Origin of the sequence: Acidithiobacillus sp. AMEEHan (genome assembly GCF_030996345.1) — a bacterium.
Lineage (GTDB): Bacteria > Pseudomonadota > Gammaproteobacteria > Acidithiobacillales > Acidithiobacillaceae > Igneacidithiobacillus.
Map to the genome: position 1 here is coordinate 780,132 of NZ_CP118747.1, position 18,225 is coordinate 798,356.

The window sequence follows — 18,225 nt, forward strand, 5'->3', positions numbered from 1 at the left end:
CCCGTTTGCATACATCTCGCTATCCTTGCAACCGCGTCCATACCGTTAACACTGGGCTGGAGTCCATGGGTGCTTGCAAAGCTTGCCCTTGTATCAGCAACGGCGATCATGCAATGGGCGATATATATCAGTCTACTGCTGACTTTTGGACTGACATTGCGTTCGGGGCGCCAACCACTCATTACGAGTATGGTACAGCGCATGCATGGAAACCTCGATCCTGCATTGATCCAGTACACACGGAAGGTAACCATAGCTTGGACGCTTTTCTTTGCGACGCAATTAATTGTTTCCATTTCTTTACTCTTATTTGCGCCATTGGTTATATGGTCTTTTTTTGTCAACATACTAGACCTTCCCCTGGTACTTACCATGTTCGCCATAGAATACCTGGTTCGTCAGCGCTGCCTGGAGCATCCACCGCGCCATTCCTTCGCAGAGATTTTGGCCATGATTTCCAAGCCCATGCAGGAGACAGCGGCAGCCTCAACAACGGAATCTTCCTGACGACGGTATGATAGCGCAGGACGGTATGACAAAGGCATTTCTTTTCGCGCAACACGGCGATAACAGTGTCATCGCCAGGCGAGGAGAGCAAAGCTGGACCATAGAACAATTCCAGCAGGATGTGGCAGCACTGGCAAAATGCTTACCAGAATGTACGTATATCATCAATATCTGCGCTGACCGCTATCGCTTTCTGGTGAGTTTCGCTGCCGCTCTGGTGCGGCAACAGGTGACCATCATGCCAGCGTCCATCGCCCCCGAGGCATTGCGATTGCTTAGTCAGACCTACAGGGACACCTACGCCATTACGGACAGAGGCGATTTACCGATTCCTCACCTGATCTTCCCGAAAGATCTCCACGCCTCAGGCGCAGTCCCAAAGCTGCAGATCCCCGGTCAACAAGTCGCTTGCATACAATTCACCTCTGGGTCGACCGCAGATCCAAAGCCTGTGCAAAAAACGTGGTCGACCCTCGTACATAGCGCGCGTGCAGCAGGAGAGCGGCTTGCCATCCATTCGTTGGGCGGTGGCAATGTCGTCAGCACCGTTCCACATCAGCATAGTTACGGCCTAGAGTCGAACATCCTGCTTGCACTACAATACGGCCTAGCCGTGGAAGCAGGGACGCCCTTGTATCCTGCGGACGTTCTTGCAATCCTCTCCAGGACGCCGCGGCCACGCATTTTGGTAACGACGCCCGTGCATCTGCGCGCCTTGGTAACGGAACAAGGTGAGATACCGGTAGCAGATTTATTGCTGTCGGCAACTGCAGCTTTACCGACCTCTTTGGCGATCGCTGCAGAAGAAAGATTTCAAGCCCCTCTCATGGAAATCTATGGCTGCACAGAAGCTGGGCAAATCGCTTCGCGAAGGACATCTCAAGGTGGTGTTTGGCATCTTTTTGAGGGAATATCGGTCTTCCAAAACGAAGCCGGGAGCTGGGCAGAAGGTCCCTCTGTGGAGGGTGTTGCACCCTTACAGGATGTCTTGGACTTCACGGGGCCTCGGCATTTTCGCCTGGGCGCCCGAGCCCAAGACATGGTAAACGTGGCAGGGAAACGTAGCTCCCTACCGTATTTGAACACGCAACTGCTGAGCATCCCCGGGGTGGAAGATGGTGTTTTCCTCATGGAGGAGGATGCGGACGGGATGGTGGTGCAACGGCTAATGGCCGTGGTAGTGGCTCCCACATTGACAGTCGAGGCGGTGCGGAGAGGATTGCGCGATCGCCTAGACCCCGCCTTTCTTCCCCGCAAACTCATGCTGGTAGATGCTCTACCCAGAAATGCCACGGGCAAAGTTGTCCGCAATGAGTTGTTGGCGCTACTGGCGCGAGCGCAATGACGAATTGGAACTGCGGAGAAATCTTGCTTACCGCAGACCATCCAAGCGTGGCAGGGCATTTCCCCGGTAATCCCATCGTTCCTGGGGCTCTCATGCTCGATCGGATCCTAGAAACATTGCCGGTGCCCGGCCCCATCCTGATTCGTAGCGTAAAATTCTTGCGAATCGTGCGTCCCGGCGCAATGCTGCAGCTACGTTGGCAATCGCGGGAGGAAGGTCAAATCCACTTTTTCTGCTATGACAGAGGTGAGGTGGTATTGACTGGCACCTTGGAAAGTAAATGAGAAGCGAGGTAAGAAGGCAAGAATGGGTCCATCGCCGTGAGCTTGGCGCGCTGCCACTGATCAAGGCTTATGTCTGGGTGGCGTTGCGCGTGGGTCGTCCTCTGATGCGCCTATTCTTGTACCCAATTTGTTTGTATTTCATGCTCTTCGCTGCCGATGCCAGGAAAGCTTCCCGCGCCTATTTGGCGCGGGTGTTTGGGCGTCCGGCAAGAACCCGGGAAGTTTTTCAACATTTTCTGACCTTTGCTGCTTGCCTGTTAGATCGTGCCTTTCTGTTGAATGACCAGAAGCAGTGGTTTGCTATCACTGTTCATAACGAAGATCTGCTGCAAGATATTGAAGCTACAGGCGGTGGATGCATGTTATTCGGCGCACATTTCGGTAGTTTCGAGGTTGCGCGAACGGTCGGTCGCCAGCGCGCGGACCTACCCATCAGTTTGCTGATGTATGAAGAAAACGCGCAGAAAATTCGTGAAGTTCTGGGCGCAATAAACCCCCGACTGGCGGCGGAGGTCATTGGCCTCGGACGTCTAGACTCCCTCATTACCGTAGCAGATCGCTTGCAACGTGGACACTTCATCGGCGTCTTGGCAGATCGCAATGTTGATGGGAGAGACTTGGCCCATTGTCCATTTTTAGGGGCAAAGGCAGCCTTCCCCAAAGGCCCTTTTCGCGTGGCAATGCTACTGCAACGGCCCATCGTCCTGATGGCCAGCGTGTACCGAGGGGGTGGAGATTATGAGGTATACTTCGAGCAATTGGCCCCCGCCCTTACACAGCGTCCCCCAGACATGGAGGCTTGGATAGATGAGGTCATGCGTCGGTATGTCCAACGTTTGGAGTTTTATTGCCGTGATGCTCCGTTCAATTGGTTCAATTTTTATGACTTCTGGTTGTAAAGCCCGCATTGGGGTTCTTGGGTTGTTGTGCCTGGCTCCTTGGCCAGCCGGGGCCCAGACCGGCCCTTGGGACCTGCAGACACTCCTGCAACAAATGGCCGAGGTCAAATCGGCGTCTGCGAGTTTCACCCAAACGCAGACCTCGCCGTTGCTATCTAAGCCACTCACCAGCACCGGCGTACTGAGCTACAAGGCCCCTGACTATCTGGTCAAGGTGACGCTCGCTCCGATACATGAAACCTTCATTCTTGACCATCAACGAATTACGATCAGCGGCGGCCCCCATGATCAGACACAGGTATTCAATGTTACTGACGCACCACAAATCAGTGGTCTGATAGGTGGAATACAGGCGGTTCTCTCGGGTAACGAAACGACACTGAAGCAATTGTATATCGTTAGGCTCGACGGATCTCGCAGCGCTTGGGAACTTCAACTCCTACCGCGATCAGAAAATGTAAAAAAATTGGTGCAAAGTATGACGATCTACGGCGACGGCCGCCGCCTAACGCGAATGAAAACCATAAGCCCTACTGGCAGTGTCACGAACATGCTGATTTCGGAGACGATTACGCTTGCGCACTAATCGCTGGGCACTGATACTTTGGGGGATCCTACTAATCATTGGCCTGGCCGTGGACATAACCAGTGCCTATCGCACTAAGATGACCAATTTTCTCCCACACTCCGCGCCGCTGGCGCAGCGAGTTTTGGAACGCCAAGTGAACGGCGGGGCAGCCTCGCGTCTTTTGTTATTATCTATACAGGGCGCCCCAACACCGGTGTTGGCGACCCTCAGCCAGAAATTAGCTCAGGCGCTGCGCAAAAGTCCTCATTTTATCGATGTGATGAATGGTGATGCCCAATCAACTGAGCCGCTGCAGCAATTTGTGTGGAAAAATCGTTACCTTCTCAGTCCAACCACAATCCCATCGCAGTTTACCGTAGCGACATTGCATAATACTTTGCAACACGATGTTGGGTTACTGGCAAGCAACTTGGGCCCTCTGCTGTCGCAAAGCCTCGCCGCCGACCCTACAAATGCCGTACTAGGGATAATGACAAATCTACGCGTATCTGGATCGGGCCCGGCGTTGCGACATGGTGTATGGACATCCGCAAACGGTGATGCAGCGCTACTGCTAGTTCACACCCACGCGTTTGGCTTCGATCTGGATGCGCAACAGCGCGATATCCAGCTCATACAGACCCGCTTTGATCAGATCCGCAGCACTACCGCCGGTGCGCGAGAAACTCGGATCCGCCTTACCGGGCCTGGTGTCTTTGGCGTACAGACACGCGATATCATTCAACACGATGTTACCCTATTATCTACACTGGCAATACTCGGCGTAGTTTTATTGTTGATCTATGCCTATCGTTCTCCCCGCATGCTCCTGCTCGGATTACTACCGATAATCAGCGGCGCAATAATTGGGATTGCGGTTGTATCCCTCCAATTTGGCTACGTGTTGGGCATCACCCTAGGATTTGGTATCACCCTGATTGGCGAAGCGCTAGACTATGCTACCTACCTGTTTACACAAACCAGTCGTCGGGAAGACACAAACGATACTTTGAAACGAATTTGGCCAACCTTACGACTAGGAGCCTTAACCTCGATCGTCGGATTTTCCGCCATGTTAGCCTCAAGTTTTTCTGGGTTTACACAGTTGGGGTTATTTTCGATTGCCGGATTAGTCACTTCTGTGTTGGTTACACGTTACGTTCTGCCGCCTTTGGTTCCGCATCAGTTTCAAGCGGTAGGAGCGGAAAACATTGCGCGTCCTGTGCGATGGTTGATTCAGCACCGCAGACCTGTCCGCGTCATCTTCCTGCTGGCGGTCGCCGCCGGGGCACTGATTTTGTTCGCCTATCGAGGTGTGACTTGGGACAAAAACCTGATGAATCTGAGCCCTATTCCGCCAGCGGCCCAAGAACTAAATACACGACTTAGCAAAGAGTTAGGGATACCTAAGCAACGTTACTTTGCGGTCTTTTCTGCCGCAAGTGCTCAGCAGGCATTACAGAAAAGTGAAGAGCTAGAGCCATTGCTGCGCCATTTACAGACTCAGAACCATATAAGATCTTTCGATCTGCCCAGTAACGTGCTCCCCAGCGATGCGACCCAACGGGCGCGCAGAGCTGCACTGCCGTCCGAACCCATCCTCCGGTCTCGTTTACGTCAGGCATTGGTGGGTCTACCTTTTCGACCTGGAGTATTCTCACCGTTTCTCAAGGATGTGGCAGCAGCTCGCGAAGCACCGCTCTTGACGCCAGACGATTTACCACCTGCGCTGGCACTACGCTTTGATTCCATGCTGGTCCATTATCGGACACAGTGGGTGGTTATCGCACCCTTATTCGGCGTCTCGCAGCCTCGAATCATTAAACAAACACTAGCTTCCAGGAAGATTGAACTGGTGGACCTACAGGAGCAAAGTACAGCTCTCCTCGCGACCTTCCAGCACGAAGCGATAATGCTTGCCATCGTCGGTAGCTTAGCGATCCTCGCGTTGTTGTGGCTGGGACTACGTTCCATACGACGGACGCTCAAAGTTGCGGTGCCGCTCGCGTTGGCAGTGGTCTTGACGGCTGCGATAGTAACCTTCGGCGATGCGAAACTGAATATTTTCATTGTAATGGGCTTTGTGCTAACCGTCGCCACGGGATCGAACTATTGTTTGTTTTTTGAGCGTGCCGTGCCGGGGGACCCACTTTGGGAACGCGCTATAACGTCCATCGTACTGGCCAATTTATGCACGGTTGGCGCTTATGGGCTGATGGGCTTCTCCGACATTCCTGTGCTTCATGATATTGGCGTGACTGTAGCGCTCGGCACCTTTCTCAGCCTGATTGCCGGAGCCCTTCTAAGCCTGCCAAAAGCACCGGAGATCGCATGAAGGAAACCATCGCCGCACGCCTAGAGTATCTATCGCCCGAGATTGGCGATGGCCGTGTGCTTCTGATCATGCTCCCTGGTGCCGGCATGCATGCGGCGGATTTCTTTACCCACGATATGGTTTCGCCAGTGCAGAGCCAGACTTGCCCAATAGATATTGTGGCATTGGAATTTGAACTCGGAATATACCTGGAAGACAAGACCATGGCCAGCGTGCTTCATGAACACGCGATCCTGCCCGCACTCAATCAGGGTTACCAACGCATTTGGCTATTAGGAATCTCTTTGGGCGGCATGGGTGCACTCCTATATTCCAGCATATACTGGCGATACGTCACCGGAATATTCTTGCTAGCCCCGTTTATCGGGACGCGGGGAACCGTGGCTGCGCTGTCGAATGCCGGCGGATTTGAATTCCCGCTCGACCGGATAGGGATGACGAATACGGAGCAATCGATACTGGAATGGGTAGCGCAGCATCTGAAAAAGAAGCAAGGCACAAACCCTCAACTATATTTAGGCTACGGACGTCAGGACCGATTTTGTTCTGGCGCAAAGTTATTGGCAAGATATTTACCATCTGGCAATATCTGTGAGCAAGATGGTGGCCATGACTGGCCGACGTGGAAAAATCTTTGGTACGAATTTCTCAGCCGCTCACCTTTCCTGCAAAACGGCATCTGATGAACCCTATGGACAACATCACGAATCGCGCACGAGAGCTCGGAAAGCACCCAGATCAAGATAACTATGCGAGTTTTTTTCCTTATTATGCGGAATTTTCCGCTCTCTCGGAATTCCGCAAGAAGCCTGGTGTTGGCATCGAGTTGAGCAGCGGCATCGGAGGCCACTCGGTATTGTACCTGAATGGCGTCAAAGTGGATCGGACGGCTAACGGCTATCCCCTGCTCCAGGTTTGCGGCGAAGACGAGTCTCCTGCAACGGTCGGGGCCGGCATTAGCGTCAACGAACATTATCGCAATGCCAATTGGATCGCCATAGAAGGTCGTGATTTCTTCATGCGGGGCACACTCGGTGTGGGCGAGCCTTTAACCCATGAGAACTATCTTCACACCCAAGAGCAGGCAAAAGCCTTTGGCATACTTGATGGCATAGAATTTCATTCCCAATTCTTAAACAACAAGCCTCGCGGGATGTCAACACAAGACTACATGTACGAGCTGTCGATCGCAACGGATTTCGCTGTCCGCTTTGGCCGGGATGCATATTGCGCTCGTGTACCATTAGATCGCGAGCAGATGGAAGCGGTGGTGAATTACCTAAACATGCTCAATCATCCCTACCGCGAGGGATCGAAACAATATACGTGGAAACTCTTTAATGACAACTGTGTCCATGTCGCTCATAACGCCTTGGCACAAGCCGGGATTTGGCCTGCCTGGCCAACTGGGCAATGGGCGGTGCGCGCAGCATTCAGATTTCCCGTACCAAAAAATACTTTTGTAGACTTGGTATTGCGTACCAACGATTTGCCCCTGACCGATGCCAAATCTCTTCTGACCGATGCAAACGTTCGAAGCAGCCTGTTGCGCTGGGGTAGTTTGCCAACGAAGCCTGGAGCACTCACCATATTTGAGCCCGCAATATTGCCAAACGATATTTACGATGTATACAGAAACTTGAAATTGATTTTCTACGATAACCCTTTCTGGGGCCCTTATCGGTTTCACCTGAAGAGAATTTTTAAAAGTCTCCGCTATACCCAACTCCGCGATAATCTAACTCATTTCGTTGACATTTATTCTCGGGCACAATATTTCCAAAAGCATATAGAGGAAGATTTGCGAGAATGCTACAACGCCCATATCATACGTTTTCGGGGGGAGGCCTCGCGAATCCTTCGATATCTTGAGGAGGCAACATGACCGGCCTGGTATTTTCTGCCTTTTCCGTCGTCTCTCCCATCGGGGCCGGCCAGCAGGAAACGCTAGCCAACTTGAGAATGGGTCATAGCGGCTTGACGGCAAAACCGCTCATCCCTCTCCCGATTGCTGCTTACTCTGGGCAAGTGGATGGTCTGACGGACTCGGTATTACCCGATCCATGGTCAGCATATGATTGCCGCAATCATCGCCTTGCTTTGCGAGCATTGCTCCAAGACGATCTGATGGATGCAGTCGAGGGCGCGAAACGTCGCTATCATCCATCGCGTATTGGTTTATTTCTGGGAACCAGCACTTCTGGGATACTGGAAACCGAACAGGCATATCGCCATAGGGATCCGGTAACCGGCGCTTTACCCAAGACCTTGCACTATGCCGAGACCCATAATACCTATGCGCTCGGCCGCTTTGTGCGTGAATTTCTTGGATTGCAGGGACCATCGTATGTCATTTCCACCGCCTGTGCAGCGAGCGCCAAAGCATTTGCCAGTGCTGCACGCATGATCGATGCTGGCGTATGTGACGCCGCCTTGGTCGGCGGTGTAGATACCCTATGCGGCACCACCTTGTTCGGCTTCCATGCCTTAGGAGTCATCGCAGAAGGTCCTTGTCGTCCTTTCGATGCCGAGCGCAACGGCATTTCCATAGGCGAAGGCGCGGGTTTCGTGCTTCTGGAAAGACCACATGGCGGGCATCATGACAGGAGCATTCGCCTTCTCGGCGTGGGTGAGAGCTCCGACGCCTATCACATGTCTTCTCCTCACCCCCAGGGCGAAGGAGCACGCAAAGCTATGGAAAACGCTCTGCATGCCGCAGGATTGTGCGCAGAAGAAATCGACTACATCAACCTCCATGGAACAGCAACGATCATTGGCGATGCTGCGGAGGACAAAGCCGTATCCAGCCTGTTCGGCAAAACCGTACCGTGCAGTTCCAGTAAAGGGTTTACGGGCCATACCCTCGGTGCATCGGGGGTGTTGGGGGTAATCTTTGGAGCACTGGCACTGCGCGCACAGTTCATCCCTGGCAGTCCCCACACCCGCACTATCGACCCGGACTTTGTTATAAACTACCAACGCATTGGACAAACGGCGTCCGTGCGGCACGTGCTCTGTAATACCTTCGGATTCGGCGGCGTCAATTGTAGCGTCATACTCGGGCAGGCGGGAGAATGAAACTGTTCATAGAGGGCATCGGCCTGCTGGCTCCAGGTCTCAGCGGCTGGCCGGCGAGCCAAGATGTGCTGGCGGGGATCATCCCCTATCAAGGCACACTCACCCCACTGCCCATGGCGACCCTCCTGCCTAGCAACGAGCGGCGTCGAGCGCCGGAGATCGTGCGGGTAGCGCTCGCTGTCGGCTTGGAGGCGCTCACCAGCAGCCAAAGGAACCCGGCCCAGCTCCCAGCGGTTTTTGCCTCATCTGGCGGCGAAGGGAATACGATTCACGAAATCATGTGTACCCTGGCTGATGCGGAACCAGCACTCTCTCCAACTCATTTTCACAACTCCGTGCATAATGTGTGCGCAGGCTATTGGAGCATTGCAACCGGGTCTCACCAGGCTACCACCAGCGTTTGTGCATATGACGGCAGCTTTGCGGCGGGATTGCTGGAAGCTGGGGCGCAAGCGCAGATCAGTGGTGCCGCCCTACTCATCGCGTATGACATGCCCTATCCAGCGCCATTGGGGGATATCCGCTCGATAGGTGCCCCCTTCTTCGGCATCGCTTTCGTCTTGGCATCGGCGCCGTCACCAATGAGTGTCGCCTGCCTCAGTATGGCAACCGGCACCGAGACAGAGCCGACCCTCGTTCCTAATCCGTCTTTGGAGGTGTTGCGGCGTCACACTCCGGCGGCGAGGTGCTTACCACTGCTGTGTGCCCTAGCGGAAAAGCAGCCGCAAGTGGTAGTCTTGGACTACTTGCCCGGATACTCCTTGCCTCTCGAAATATCCTTCATCAATTCGCTGGGGGAAAAGTAGACGATGGGCGGCATGGCACGAGAGCAAATTTTGCGACATATTCCGCACGCCGGGGAGATGTGCCTTCTTGACGAGGTGCTGGAGTGGGATGCCGATACTTTGTCTGCAGTTTCACAACGTTATCAACACGCGAATAACCCTTTGCGGCGCTGCGACGCCACCTTCGGCACTGCAAGCGCCATAGAAATTGCAGCGCAAGCAATGGCGTTGCACGGAGCCCTTACAGCATCTTTGGCTGAAAGCCCGTCACCCGGCTATCTGGTCAGCTTACGCAATGTCCACATTGAAGCACCCGTCCTCACCGACGCACTAGGGCCTTTGCAAATTTTGGTTCGTCGCCACGAAAGCTCCATCGCCGGCGCCCGCTACTCGTTTCTCATTAGCGCCGCCGCGAACCCCCGAGTCAGCGGTTTGGCAATGGTGATCTTTGGAGACCATCCTTGAGGCACGCACTGGTAACCGGCGGCAGCGGTAGCATCGGTGCGGCCATTGCCAATGCCCTGGCGTCAGCGGGTAATCATGTTCATGTTCATGCCCACTCCCATCCGGATCAAGCGATAGCGGTGGTAAGACAAATTCAGAGTGCCGGTGGCTCTGCAGAAACGATATATTTTGATGTCACGGATGCGGAATCGACGCAGTCGGCGCTCACAAACCTGTTACAGAAGACGCCGATACAGATTCTGGTAAACAACGCCGGCATTCATGATGATGCGCCGTTGGCCGGTATGCGGACAGAGCAATGGATGCAGGTAATAAACGTCTCGCTGCATGGCTTTTTCCATGTTACTCAGCCGTTACTCCTCCCGATGATCCGCACACGCTGGGGTAGAATTATCAATATCTCTTCTGTATCAGGGGTTGTGGGAAATCGCGGCCAAGCCAATTACGCAGCAGCAAAAGCGGGCCTACACGGAGCGACGCGGACTTTGGCGCTGGAGCTTGCTAGTCGTGGGATCACGGTGAACACGGTAGCGCCGGGAATTATTGCCACACCGAATACCAGCAAACTATTTTCCGACGAAGCGATACAACGCCTGGTCCCCATGAAACGGGCAGGGACCCCGCAGGAGGTGGCAAACGTAGTTGCGTTTCTCGCCTCGGAGCAGGCGAGTTACGTATCCGGCCAACTCATTCAGGTGAATGGCGCCATGACTTAACGACGCCCGACGCCAATGCATTGCAAAAGTCTTAAGGATAACAAGCGCAGGTGCATGGCTACCAAGCGTAAATTATCACGAAGGTAGTGAAAATGAGATATTCCTCCTTCCTCGGCACTAAAATAATAAACCGGCACTACCCGGTGATGCCATGGAACTCCGCGCCAGCTCAATCGCACGACCACCTCTGGATCAAAATCATAACCACGCATATGCCGGCTTGATTCCATAACGGCACGGAGCTCTTGCACCGGATATACGCGAAACCCAAACAGAACGTCACCGATCGGAACCCCAGATTCCAAGCGCGCCAATAAATTGGAGATCTTTCTTCCCCAAACCCGTATCCTTGGCGCTGCCTCATCAAAGCGTGGGATCCCCAGGATCATGGCGCCTGGACACTGCTCTGCAGCAGTCATGAACGACGGAATTTCTGCGACCGGGTGCTGACCATCACCGTCCATGATCAAGACATCGTGAAAACCACATTCTTGGGCCGTACGGAGGCCATCCAATATCGCTGATCCTTTTCCGCCATTGACAGCGCGCCGAATGATACGTAAGCCATTTGCATCCAGATGAGAGAGGGGCAGATCACTACCATCATCGCTGCCATCAATGACCACCCAAACGTCCTGCCAGTTCTGCAAAGCGCCGACTACGGTTTCATAAAGTTTTGGGCCGGAATTGTAGCTAGGGATTAAGACCAGCTTCATCCGCTCCACGGCAGTGCCTCATCCAGGTGAAGCAGAGGTCTTGTGAACACCTCTAAGGAAATGAGAAAATTTGGTCGCATAGTAGATGGCGCGAAATAAATATAGACGAAGGCTCACTTGCCAACCCCCAGAAACGCCCCCCGCCAAAAGAAACAAAACCGCCTCCTCCATCCGCAAGGTATTACGAGGCGACATGAAAAGGTTACGCATGGCCGGCTGACGAATGCGATAAATAAACCACGTAAACGCGCCCATCGCATGGCGAATGGAAGCCTCGTAACGCCGCATAGCGGCCTTGCTGCGCTCCGGATGACGCAGACAGGTATCTATAGTCTCCGCCGCGGAAAAGCCGCCACGCATCGCCAGATATACCCCTGTAGAAAACACCGGATCAATAAAGCCGGTGGCGTCGCCAACCATCAGATAATTGGACCCACTCGCCATCGACGAAGTATATGAATAATTCCCGGTTGCGGATACTTTTCCTACCATCGTTGCATCTTGCAAGCGACTGCTGATCTCCGGAGACATGGCAATTATACTATAAAAAAAGCTTGTCAAATCGGTTTTCCTGGTCTTCAGAAATTCCGGGGAACAAACCGCACCGACGCTGGTGATACCGTCCGCCAGAGGAATGAACCAAAACCATCCTTCAGCGAACCACACGATGGTAATATGGCCCTCAGCTTTACCAGGCAAGCGTTGAGCGCCAGAAAAATGCGCGAAAATTGCGGCGCTCTTATTACGTTGATTTGGTTTTTTGGCACCAAACTTCGAAGCTAGGAAGGTGTCGCGACCTGTGGCATCGACAATATACTTCGCCGTCCAATGGTGTTGCCGACCATCGACATCCTCGGTAATCACTTCAGGGAACATCCCAGAGTGAAGTTCAACGGATTTCACTTGGCAACTTTCGTAGACTTGCGTGCCACTTTTGCTAGCATTTTGCAACAGGATGTGATCGAAGGAGGATCGCCTCACCTGAAAGGCATGGGGAAAACGTCGCCCCCAAGCCTTGGCGAATTCATATTGAACCTTTTTGCCATGAAATGGAGAAACGAACTCAATTCCGTATTTTACCATGGAGCAGGCCTCCACCTGCTCCAGAACCCCAAGCCGGTCAAGGAGCGGCACATTTTGCGGAAGCAATGACTCCCCAATATGGAAGCGCGGGTGCTGATCTTTATCAAACAACATGACTCGCCAACCCTTCTTGGCGAGCAAGGCGGCCACCGTTGACCCTGCAGGTCCACCACCGATTACCAGGACATCAGCGTCAACCGACTGGGTATCTCCCTGCTGATTCATCAAGTCACTCTCCAGAACCACCACGCTTGGATTCACGCCGATGTTACAGGAAAGATGATTTTCAGGCCACAGCCAGCCTCTTCCGATGACGCATGAGCCAGAAGCAGAGCTTTTGGCGGCACCCTCCATTCATCGATACAAGCCGGAACCATGACGACTCCATCCAGGCCGCCATGATTCTCGTTTTTGACGCAGCTATTCAGTTGGTAGAAAACGGATCAAAAGAATCTACGACCGTGACTTTGGAGCCAGTCTTCTCTAGGGAGCTTTTGATATTGCCAAAGGTATCTTCGATAAACTTGGAAGGAGACCCCAGTCCAACAGCTTTGGTAAACACTCCGCCGAGTTCCGCACCAAGTACGTCAGGATTAGAGGAAAATCCCGACTGACTCGTATAAGAACCGATCGCGTCGACCTGGTAGCCCCCATCGTAAGGATATAGACAGAACGTATAAGTTGAATTCTTGCCATAGCGGTGAAAACTGTTGTCCACGCCTCTTGCTGTAACCGAGGCACCAGGGCAGCTAACAATATCCGGCATCACAGCACCAGACATTGAAGCTAGGGCAGACAATCCTCCCATTCCAGAAACATTCGAAAGCTGTTCATAACGAAAGCGCCCCGGCTCTTTGGGTAAGGGATACGGAGGTGGGTTCTCTTGCACGCTGGCGTTAGATAGATATTCTTTTGTTCCGGATACGAAGGCGTGCACCACTTGTTGGTACCCAACCCCCGCGGCTGGTTTCACATTATATACGACATAGGCCATTTTGGTCGTTGTCGTTGGCGTGGTCGCACATCCCGCGAGTCCCGCCGAAATCACGAGGGCAGCGGCTATGGTTATCGCTCTACGACGTTGAGAAAATCCCTTCATACACACTCCAGTGGTGTCTGCGACAGAAACCGCACCGTTCAGTTCGTGGAATGATAATTCCGCGAACTCCCGGCATCTTCATGACACTGGGGATTATAGAAGATAATCGCAGGGCTGCAACTTGGCGCCAAGCTTGTCATACTTGGCATCTGTTCTAATTTACTCAGGGAGCCAATCGTGAACCGAGGGATGCAGTTGCTACCAGAATCCGCCAAGCCCTTTTTGCTGAACGCCATTCATGCCTGGTGTGTGGAGCAGGGCTTCTCCCCTTTCATCGTCGTCAAGGTCGATTATCCCGGCGTCGAGGTGCCCTCAGGTTATGATCGTGACGGTCGTATTGTTCTCGATATCTCTCCCGCGGCGGTGGTGGGCCTGCAAATGGCCGATTCTTGGATTCAGTTTCAGGCGCGCTTTGCTGGCGTGGCCCGTCGCATTGCCGTACCAATGGCCGCAGTGCTAGCCATTTACGCCGCCGAAACCCAGGAAGGGATGGGCTTTCCCGAACCAGCCACGCCCCCTTCCGCGCCGGAACCGGCGCCGAAAAGTGACAAGCCGGCGTCGCAAAGACCAGGTTTGCGAGTCATCAAATGACCCGACGGCGGATACTGGCGCTCATCTGCTTTACGTTGCTGTGCAGTTCAGCGCACGCCGACATTTACGCATACACGGGAAGCGATGGCGTCATCCATCTCACCAATCTGCCGCAACACAAAGAACAATATCGTCTCGTCATGCGCACGCCAAAGATGGCGACGCACATCGCCAGACAGCACGTCAATCCCATCGCCCGCAGCGAATTACAACCCCTTGTCACGGCCGCAGCAAAGCAGTACGGCCTGAGCGCAGCACTGCTCAATGCGGTGATTCGCGTGGAGTCCGGATTCAATCCGGGCGCGGTTTCGAGCAAAGGAGCGATGGGTCTGATGCAGTTGATGCCGGCCACGGCGAGTCGCTTTGGCGTGCAAAATCCTTTCGACGCTGCCGAAAACATCCGCGGCGGCGCTGCCTATCTGGCGGACCTGATGCGTAAATTTGGTGGCGACCTGCGTCTGGTTCTGGCGGCCTACAACGCCGGCAGTCAGGCGGTGATCCAGGCAGGCTACCACATTCCACCATTCCAAGAGACGCAAAACTACGTACCCGAGGTTATGGAGTATTATCAAAAGTTCGCCGACGGCACCCCGCCCCAGGAGGCCAGCACGCGCTGGATAAAGCCGGTGATTCAGATCTCCAGCCCGTAATGCTGGATCTTTTTGCTGAGCGTATTGCGGTTGATTCCCAGGCTTCGAGCTGCACTGGCGCGCTGACCGGCATGTTGTAGCAGCACTTTTTCCAGTAGGGCGCGCTCGACCTCTTCCATGACTTTTTGGTACAGGTTTTGCGGCGTTTCCGATCCCAAATCGGCAAAATAGCGTCCCACCTCATGTAAAACGCAATCACGCAGACTCGGCATCTCCGTGCCTGAGGCTGGACTCTCCATCACGGCAGGCTCAGGATCGTGACCTGATAGCCGGGCGCCGCTTCCAGTTGGGGACCCTGCAGAGCGAAGGACACCTTGTGCCCGGGAGCAAACCCATCACGGGGCAGCACATTTCCGGGCAGGTACTTGTCAGGGGCGAAGGTCAGGGTACGAATCGTCGAGCCATAGGCATTGCTGAGTACTACCTGTATTTGCGGATAGGCCTGTACCATCCTTGAGCCATTTTCCAGTTGACCACGAATCAACGCCAGGTGGTTGGGCAAGGGCGTAACTGTGCTCTGCACGATCTGGATTTCGCGATTCGGTCCCGGCCATGGGGCCTCGACCCCTAGGCCATTTGCCGCCTGAACGATCACGTTGCGAATGACGGGAGAACTCGCCAGATAGGCATAACTGCGGGTCCACCAAAGAATCTGCACGACCAAGACCAAAAACAGAAACACAATGATCGCCAGCAAAAACCAGCGACCGATACCGCCGCGGCGGGCAGATTCGGCCTCAAGAGACTTGGCCACGGCAGGTGCGGCAATGGGCACGCGAAACACCTCGCCACAGACGCTGCACTGCAACAATCCCTGATGCTGCCGTAGAGATAGCGGCTCTACTGCAAAAGTCGATTCACAACGCGGGCACTGGACTTCCATCTTGCCCTCCTGGCAAACGTTCTCCAATCAGCAGTGACCAATCCTCGCGCCGCTTGCCTGGGGCAAAGGAAAAATACGGGGCGTAGGCTGCGCGCACCGATTCCTCTTGCGCATGGAGCAGGCCGGAAAGCGCAACGCGGCCCCCCGGCACGACCCGCTGCGCCAGAAGAGGTGCGAGACCGATGAGCGGCGCGGCAAGGATATTGGCGACGACAAGCGCATATTGCCGCGCTTTCTCCTCCTTCGGCAAGCACAGCGACAGTCGCTCGGCCACGCCGTTCTCTGCGGCGTTTTCACGCGCGACCTCCAAGGCAACCGGATCGGTATCCACCCCGAGCGCAGATTCCGCACCCAACAGCAGAGCGGCAATGGCCAGTATTCCCGACCCACAGCCATAGTCGAGTACCGTCTCGCCACCCGCAATGGTGTCGCTCAGAAACTCCAGACACAGCGCCGTTGTCGCGTGCGAGCCAGTACCAAAGGCGCGCCCGGGATCCAGGCGCAAAAGTAGGACATCGGCGGGAACCTCTGCCCAGTGTGGCGCCACCCAGAGTCGTCCGAATGCCTGGGCCGGAAACGCTGCCTGGATTTGCGCCACCCAGTCTTGTTCCGCCAGCGCCTCGACGCGCGGCGCAAAGCGCTGCCAGCCTGGCTGCGCCAGCAATCCTTCGATGGCCTCGCGCCCCTCCTGGGTGCCGGGGAATAGCGCCTCGCCCTGACTGACCGGCCAGGTTTCGCCATCGACGAAGACGGGGGCCGCCGCATCATCCTCCAGCCAGCTCACCGCCTCGGCACCTGCCGCCAGCAGCTGCTCCTCAACTCCCGCCAGGTCCTGACCCGGCACGCGCAGATGGAGCTGCCACCATGCGGGGGTCATAGGTCGAGCAATGCCTCCAGGTAGTGAATATGCACTCCGCCAGCGGCAAACTGGGCATCTTCGACGATCCGCCGATGCAGGGCGATATTACTATGAATGCCCTCGATATTGATCTCGCGTAGGGCACTGCGCAGACGCGCCAGGGCCTCCGCCCGGTCGACGCCGCTGGCAATCAGTTTGCCGATCATCGAATCGTAATATGGCGGCACCCGGTAGCCAGCATAGATATGGCTGTCAACCCGAATCCCGGGACCACCCGGGGGGTGCCAGGCGGTGATCTGACCGGGGGATGGGACAAAACGCTCGGGATCTTCGGCATTGAGGCGACACTCGATGGCATGCCCGCGCAGTTGCACGTCGTCCTGCGTGAGCCAGAGCCTTTCTCCGGCAGCGACGCGAATCTGCGCCTTGATGAGATCGATACCGGTGATGAGCTCCGTCACCGGATGCTCCACTTGCACGCGGGTGTTCATTTCGATGAAGTAAAAGGTCTTGGCGACGGGATCATAGAGGAACTCGATGGTCCCGACACCACGATAGCCAATGTCCTGGCACGCCTGCACGACCGTAGCGCCCATAGTTCGACGCTGCTCGGTGCTGATCCCCGGGGCAGGCGCTTCTTCGATGACCTTTTGGTGACGACGTTGCACCGAACAATCGCGCTCGCCCAGGTGAATACAATTGCCATGGCCGTCGCAAAGCACCTGAAACTCGATGTGCCGCGGCGTCTCAAGGAACTTCTCCATGTAGAGGGCAGGGTTGCCAAAGGCACGAGCCGCCTCGGCGGTGGTCAGGCTGACGGCATTCAGCAAATGCGCCTCGGTGTGCACCACGCGCATACCACGCCCACCACCACCACCGGCCGCCTTGAGAATCACTGGGTAACCAATCTCTCGGGCCAGATGTTGGATTTCGACAGGATCCTCCGGCAGAGGACCGTCGGAGCCCGGCACGCACGGAACCCCAGCCTTGCGCATGGCGGCCTTGGCGGCGATTTTGTCACCCATCATGCGAATGCTCTCGGGACGCGGACCAATGAAAGTAAAGCCGCTACGTTCGACGCGCTCGGCAAAATCGGCATTCTCTGAAAGAAAACCGAAGCCGGGATGGATCGCCTCGGCGTCGGTCACCTCCGCCGCGGCAATCACTGCTGGGATACTGAGGTAACTCTTGTCCGAAGCTGCCGGACCGATGCAGACCGACTCATCGGCCAGCTTGACGTGCATGAGGTCCCGGTCCGGTTCGGAGTGTACCGCTACCGTCCGGATTCCCATCTCACGGCAGGCGCGTTGCACCCGCAGGGCAATTTCGCCACGGTTGGCGATCAGGATCTTGCCAAACATC

Annotated in this window: 21 protein-coding genes; 14 read left to right on the plus strand and 7 right to left on the minus strand. The window is 54.9% G+C overall.

Annotation, left to right across the window (positions count from 1 at the left end; genetic code table 11):
• Window positions 1-69 precede the first annotated feature (69 nt).
• The 12 genes from ORD17_RS04070 to fabG are packed head-to-tail and all read left to right on the plus strand — an operon-like array spanning window position 70 to window position 10,982.
• On the plus strand, window positions 70-507 hold the full coding sequence (locus tag ORD17_RS04070) for a hypothetical protein (protein ID WP_308389610.1): 438 nt from the start codon (window positions 70-72) through the stop codon (window positions 505-507).
• Between the two features lie 25 nt (window positions 508-532).
• Window positions 533-1,852, plus strand: coding sequence for an AMP-binding protein (locus ORD17_RS04075; RefSeq protein WP_308389611.1), 1,320 nt, complete (start codon window positions 533-535; stop codon window positions 1,850-1,852).
• 23 nt (window positions 1,853-1,875) lie between these two features.
• Window positions 1,876-2,136 carry a hypothetical protein gene (locus tag ORD17_RS04080; RefSeq protein ID WP_308389612.1) on the plus strand — a complete coding sequence of 87 codons (261 nt, stop codon included), beginning with the start codon at window positions 1,876-1,878 and terminating at the stop codon, window positions 2,134-2,136.
• The gene (locus ORD17_RS04085) at window positions 2,133-3,035 is read left to right on the plus strand and encodes an acyl-CoA synthetase (protein ID WP_308389613.1); all 903 of its coding nucleotides are present in this window, start codon (window positions 2,133-2,135) and stop codon (window positions 3,033-3,035) included. Before ORD17_RS04080 ends, ORD17_RS04085 begins: the two co-directional genes overlap by 4 nt.
• Window positions 3,019-3,621 carry a LolA-related protein gene (locus ORD17_RS04090; RefSeq protein WP_308389614.1) on the plus strand — a complete coding sequence of 201 codons (603 nt, stop codon included), beginning with the start codon at window positions 3,019-3,021 and terminating at the stop codon, window positions 3,619-3,621. The genes ORD17_RS04085 and ORD17_RS04090 overlap by 17 nt, the downstream gene beginning before the upstream one ends.
• Complete coding sequence (locus tag ORD17_RS04095; protein WP_308389615.1) at window positions 3,611-5,938, plus strand: MMPL family transporter; 2,328 nt, start codon at window positions 3,611-3,613, stop codon at window positions 5,936-5,938. The genes ORD17_RS04090 and ORD17_RS04095 overlap by 11 nt, the downstream gene beginning before the upstream one ends.
• Complete coding sequence (locus ORD17_RS04100) at window positions 5,935-6,621, plus strand: hypothetical protein (RefSeq protein WP_308389616.1); 687 nt, start codon at window positions 5,935-5,937, stop codon at window positions 6,619-6,621. The genes ORD17_RS04095 and ORD17_RS04100 overlap by 4 nt, the downstream gene beginning before the upstream one ends.
• Window positions 6,622-6,629: 8 nt before the next feature.
• Complete coding sequence (locus ORD17_RS04105; RefSeq protein ID WP_308389617.1) at window positions 6,630-7,823, plus strand: hypothetical protein; 1,194 nt, start codon at window positions 6,630-6,632, stop codon at window positions 7,821-7,823.
• Entirely contained in the window at window positions 7,820-9,016 is a 1,197-nt protein-coding gene (locus ORD17_RS04110; protein ID WP_308389618.1) for a beta-ketoacyl-[acyl-carrier-protein] synthase family protein, read from the plus strand. The genes ORD17_RS04105 and ORD17_RS04110 overlap by 4 nt, the downstream gene beginning before the upstream one ends.
• The gene (locus tag ORD17_RS04115) at window positions 9,013-9,822 is read left to right on the plus strand and encodes a beta-ketoacyl synthase chain length factor (protein ID WP_308389619.1); all 810 of its coding nucleotides are present in this window, start codon (window positions 9,013-9,015) and stop codon (window positions 9,820-9,822) included. Before ORD17_RS04110 ends, ORD17_RS04115 begins: the two co-directional genes overlap by 4 nt.
• 12 nt (window positions 9,823-9,834) lie before the next feature.
• Window positions 9,835-10,266 (plus strand): hypothetical protein, encoded by a 432-nt coding sequence (locus tag ORD17_RS04120; protein WP_308389620.1) that lies wholly within the window; start codon window positions 9,835-9,837, stop codon window positions 10,264-10,266.
• Window positions 10,263-10,982 carry a 3-oxoacyl-ACP reductase FabG gene (gene fabG / locus ORD17_RS04125; protein WP_308389621.1) on the plus strand — a complete coding sequence of 240 codons (720 nt, stop codon included), beginning with the start codon at window positions 10,263-10,265 and terminating at the stop codon, window positions 10,980-10,982. The genes ORD17_RS04120 and fabG overlap by 4 nt, the downstream gene beginning before the upstream one ends.
• Here fabG and ORD17_RS04130 read toward each other — a convergent pair.
• The 3 genes from ORD17_RS04130 to ORD17_RS04140 form a co-directional block, all read right to left on the minus strand.
• Window positions 10,979-11,698 (minus strand): glycosyltransferase family 2 protein, encoded by a 720-nt coding sequence (locus ORD17_RS04130; protein WP_308389622.1) that lies wholly within the window; start codon window positions 11,696-11,698, stop codon window positions 10,979-10,981. The genes fabG and ORD17_RS04130 overlap by 4 nt on opposite strands.
• An 18-nt stretch (window positions 11,699-11,716) precedes the next feature.
• Entirely contained in the window at window positions 11,717-13,135 is a 1,419-nt protein-coding gene (locus ORD17_RS04135) for an NAD(P)/FAD-dependent oxidoreductase (protein ID WP_308389623.1), read from the minus strand.
• A 70-nt stretch (window positions 13,136-13,205) separates the two neighbouring features.
• On the minus strand, window positions 13,206-13,880 hold the full coding sequence (locus tag ORD17_RS04140) for a hypothetical protein (protein ID WP_308389624.1): 675 nt from the start codon (window positions 13,878-13,880) through the stop codon (window positions 13,206-13,208).
• Window positions 13,881-14,057: 177 nt separating this feature from the next.
• Here ORD17_RS04140 and ORD17_RS04145 point away from each other — a divergent pair, with 177 nt between their 5' ends.
• Together ORD17_RS04145 and ORD17_RS04150 are read left to right on the plus strand one after the other, a co-directional pair.
• The gene (locus ORD17_RS04145; protein WP_308389625.1) at window positions 14,058-14,471 is read left to right on the plus strand and encodes a ClpXP protease specificity-enhancing factor; all 414 of its coding nucleotides are present in this window, start codon (window positions 14,058-14,060) and stop codon (window positions 14,469-14,471) included.
• Window positions 14,468-15,121: a transglycosylase SLT domain-containing protein gene (locus ORD17_RS04150; protein ID WP_308389626.1), complete on the plus strand. Its 654-nt coding sequence runs from the start codon at window positions 14,468-14,470 to the stop codon at window positions 15,119-15,121. The genes ORD17_RS04145 and ORD17_RS04150 overlap by 4 nt, the downstream gene beginning before the upstream one ends.
• Here ORD17_RS04150 and ORD17_RS04155 read toward each other — a convergent pair.
• From ORD17_RS04155 to accC, 4 genes are read right to left on the minus strand one after another with little or no spacing between them, the layout of a single operon-like run.
• The gene (locus ORD17_RS04155; protein WP_308389627.1) at window positions 15,103-15,333 is read right to left on the minus strand and encodes a helix-turn-helix domain-containing protein; all 231 of its coding nucleotides are present in this window, start codon (window positions 15,331-15,333) and stop codon (window positions 15,103-15,105) included. The genes ORD17_RS04150 and ORD17_RS04155 overlap by 19 nt on opposite strands.
• 26 nt (window positions 15,334-15,359) lie before the next feature.
• Window positions 15,360-16,004 carry a zinc-ribbon and DUF3426 domain-containing protein gene (locus tag ORD17_RS04160; protein ID WP_308389628.1) on the minus strand — a complete coding sequence of 215 codons (645 nt, stop codon included), beginning with the start codon at window positions 16,002-16,004 and terminating at the stop codon, window positions 15,360-15,362.
• The gene (prmA, locus tag ORD17_RS04165) at window positions 15,979-16,881 is read right to left on the minus strand and encodes a 50S ribosomal protein L11 methyltransferase (protein WP_308389629.1); all 903 of its coding nucleotides are present in this window, start codon (window positions 16,879-16,881) and stop codon (window positions 15,979-15,981) included. Before prmA ends, ORD17_RS04160 begins: the two co-directional genes overlap by 26 nt.
• Complete coding sequence (gene accC, locus ORD17_RS04170; RefSeq protein ID WP_308389630.1) at window positions 16,878-18,224, minus strand: acetyl-CoA carboxylase biotin carboxylase subunit; 1,347 nt, start codon at window positions 18,222-18,224, stop codon at window positions 16,878-16,880. The genes prmA and accC overlap by 4 nt, the downstream gene beginning before the upstream one ends.
• Between the last annotated feature and the right edge of the window lies 1 nt (window position 18,225).

Coding starts and splice junctions, on each gene's coding strand:
- ORD17_RS04105 (WP_308389617.1), top strand. CDS start 6,630: ATGGACAACATCACGAATCGCGCACGAGAGCTCGGAAAGCACCCAGAT.
- ORD17_RS04085 (WP_308389613.1), top strand. CDS start 2,133: ATGAGAAGCGAGGTAAGAAGGCAAGAATGGGTCCATCGCCGTGAGCTT.
- ORD17_RS04090 (WP_308389614.1), top strand. CDS start 3,019: ATGACTTCTGGTTGTAAAGCCCGCATTGGGGTTCTTGGGTTGTTGTGC.
- ORD17_RS04100 (WP_308389616.1), top strand. CDS start 5,935: ATGAAGGAAACCATCGCCGCACGCCTAGAGTATCTATCGCCCGAGATT.
- accC (WP_308389630.1), bottom strand. CDS start 18,224: ATGTTTGGCAAGATCCTGATCGCCAACCGTGGCGAAATTGCCCTGCGG.
- prmA (WP_308389629.1), bottom strand. CDS start 16,881: ATGACCCCCGCATGGTGGCAGCTCCATCTGCGCGTGCCGGGTCAGGAC.
- ORD17_RS04110 (WP_308389618.1), top strand. CDS start 7,820: ATGACCGGCCTGGTATTTTCTGCCTTTTCCGTCGTCTCTCCCATCGGG.
- ORD17_RS04075 (WP_308389611.1), top strand. CDS start 533: ATGACAAAGGCATTTCTTTTCGCGCAACACGGCGATAACAGTGTCATC.
- ORD17_RS04155 (WP_308389627.1), bottom strand. CDS start 15,333: ATGCCGAGTCTGCGTGATTGCGTTTTACATGAGGTGGGACGCTATTTT.
- ORD17_RS04160 (WP_308389628.1), bottom strand. CDS start 16,004: ATGGAAGTCCAGTGCCCGCGTTGTGAATCGACTTTTGCAGTAGAGCCG.
- ORD17_RS04130 (WP_308389622.1), bottom strand. CDS start 11,698: ATGAAGCTGGTCTTAATCCCTAGCTACAATTCCGGCCCAAAACTTTAT.
- ORD17_RS04135 (WP_308389623.1), bottom strand. CDS start 13,135: ATGGAGGGTGCCGCCAAAAGCTCTGCTTCTGGCTCATGCGTCATCGGA.
- ORD17_RS04150 (WP_308389626.1), top strand. CDS start 14,468: ATGACCCGACGGCGGATACTGGCGCTCATCTGCTTTACGTTGCTGTGC.
- ORD17_RS04140 (WP_308389624.1), bottom strand. CDS start 13,880: ATGAAGGGATTTTCTCAACGTCGTAGAGCGATAACCATAGCCGCTGCC.
- ORD17_RS04115 (WP_308389619.1), top strand. CDS start 9,013: ATGAAACTGTTCATAGAGGGCATCGGCCTGCTGGCTCCAGGTCTCAGC.
- ORD17_RS04120 (WP_308389620.1), top strand. CDS start 9,835: ATGGCACGAGAGCAAATTTTGCGACATATTCCGCACGCCGGGGAGATG.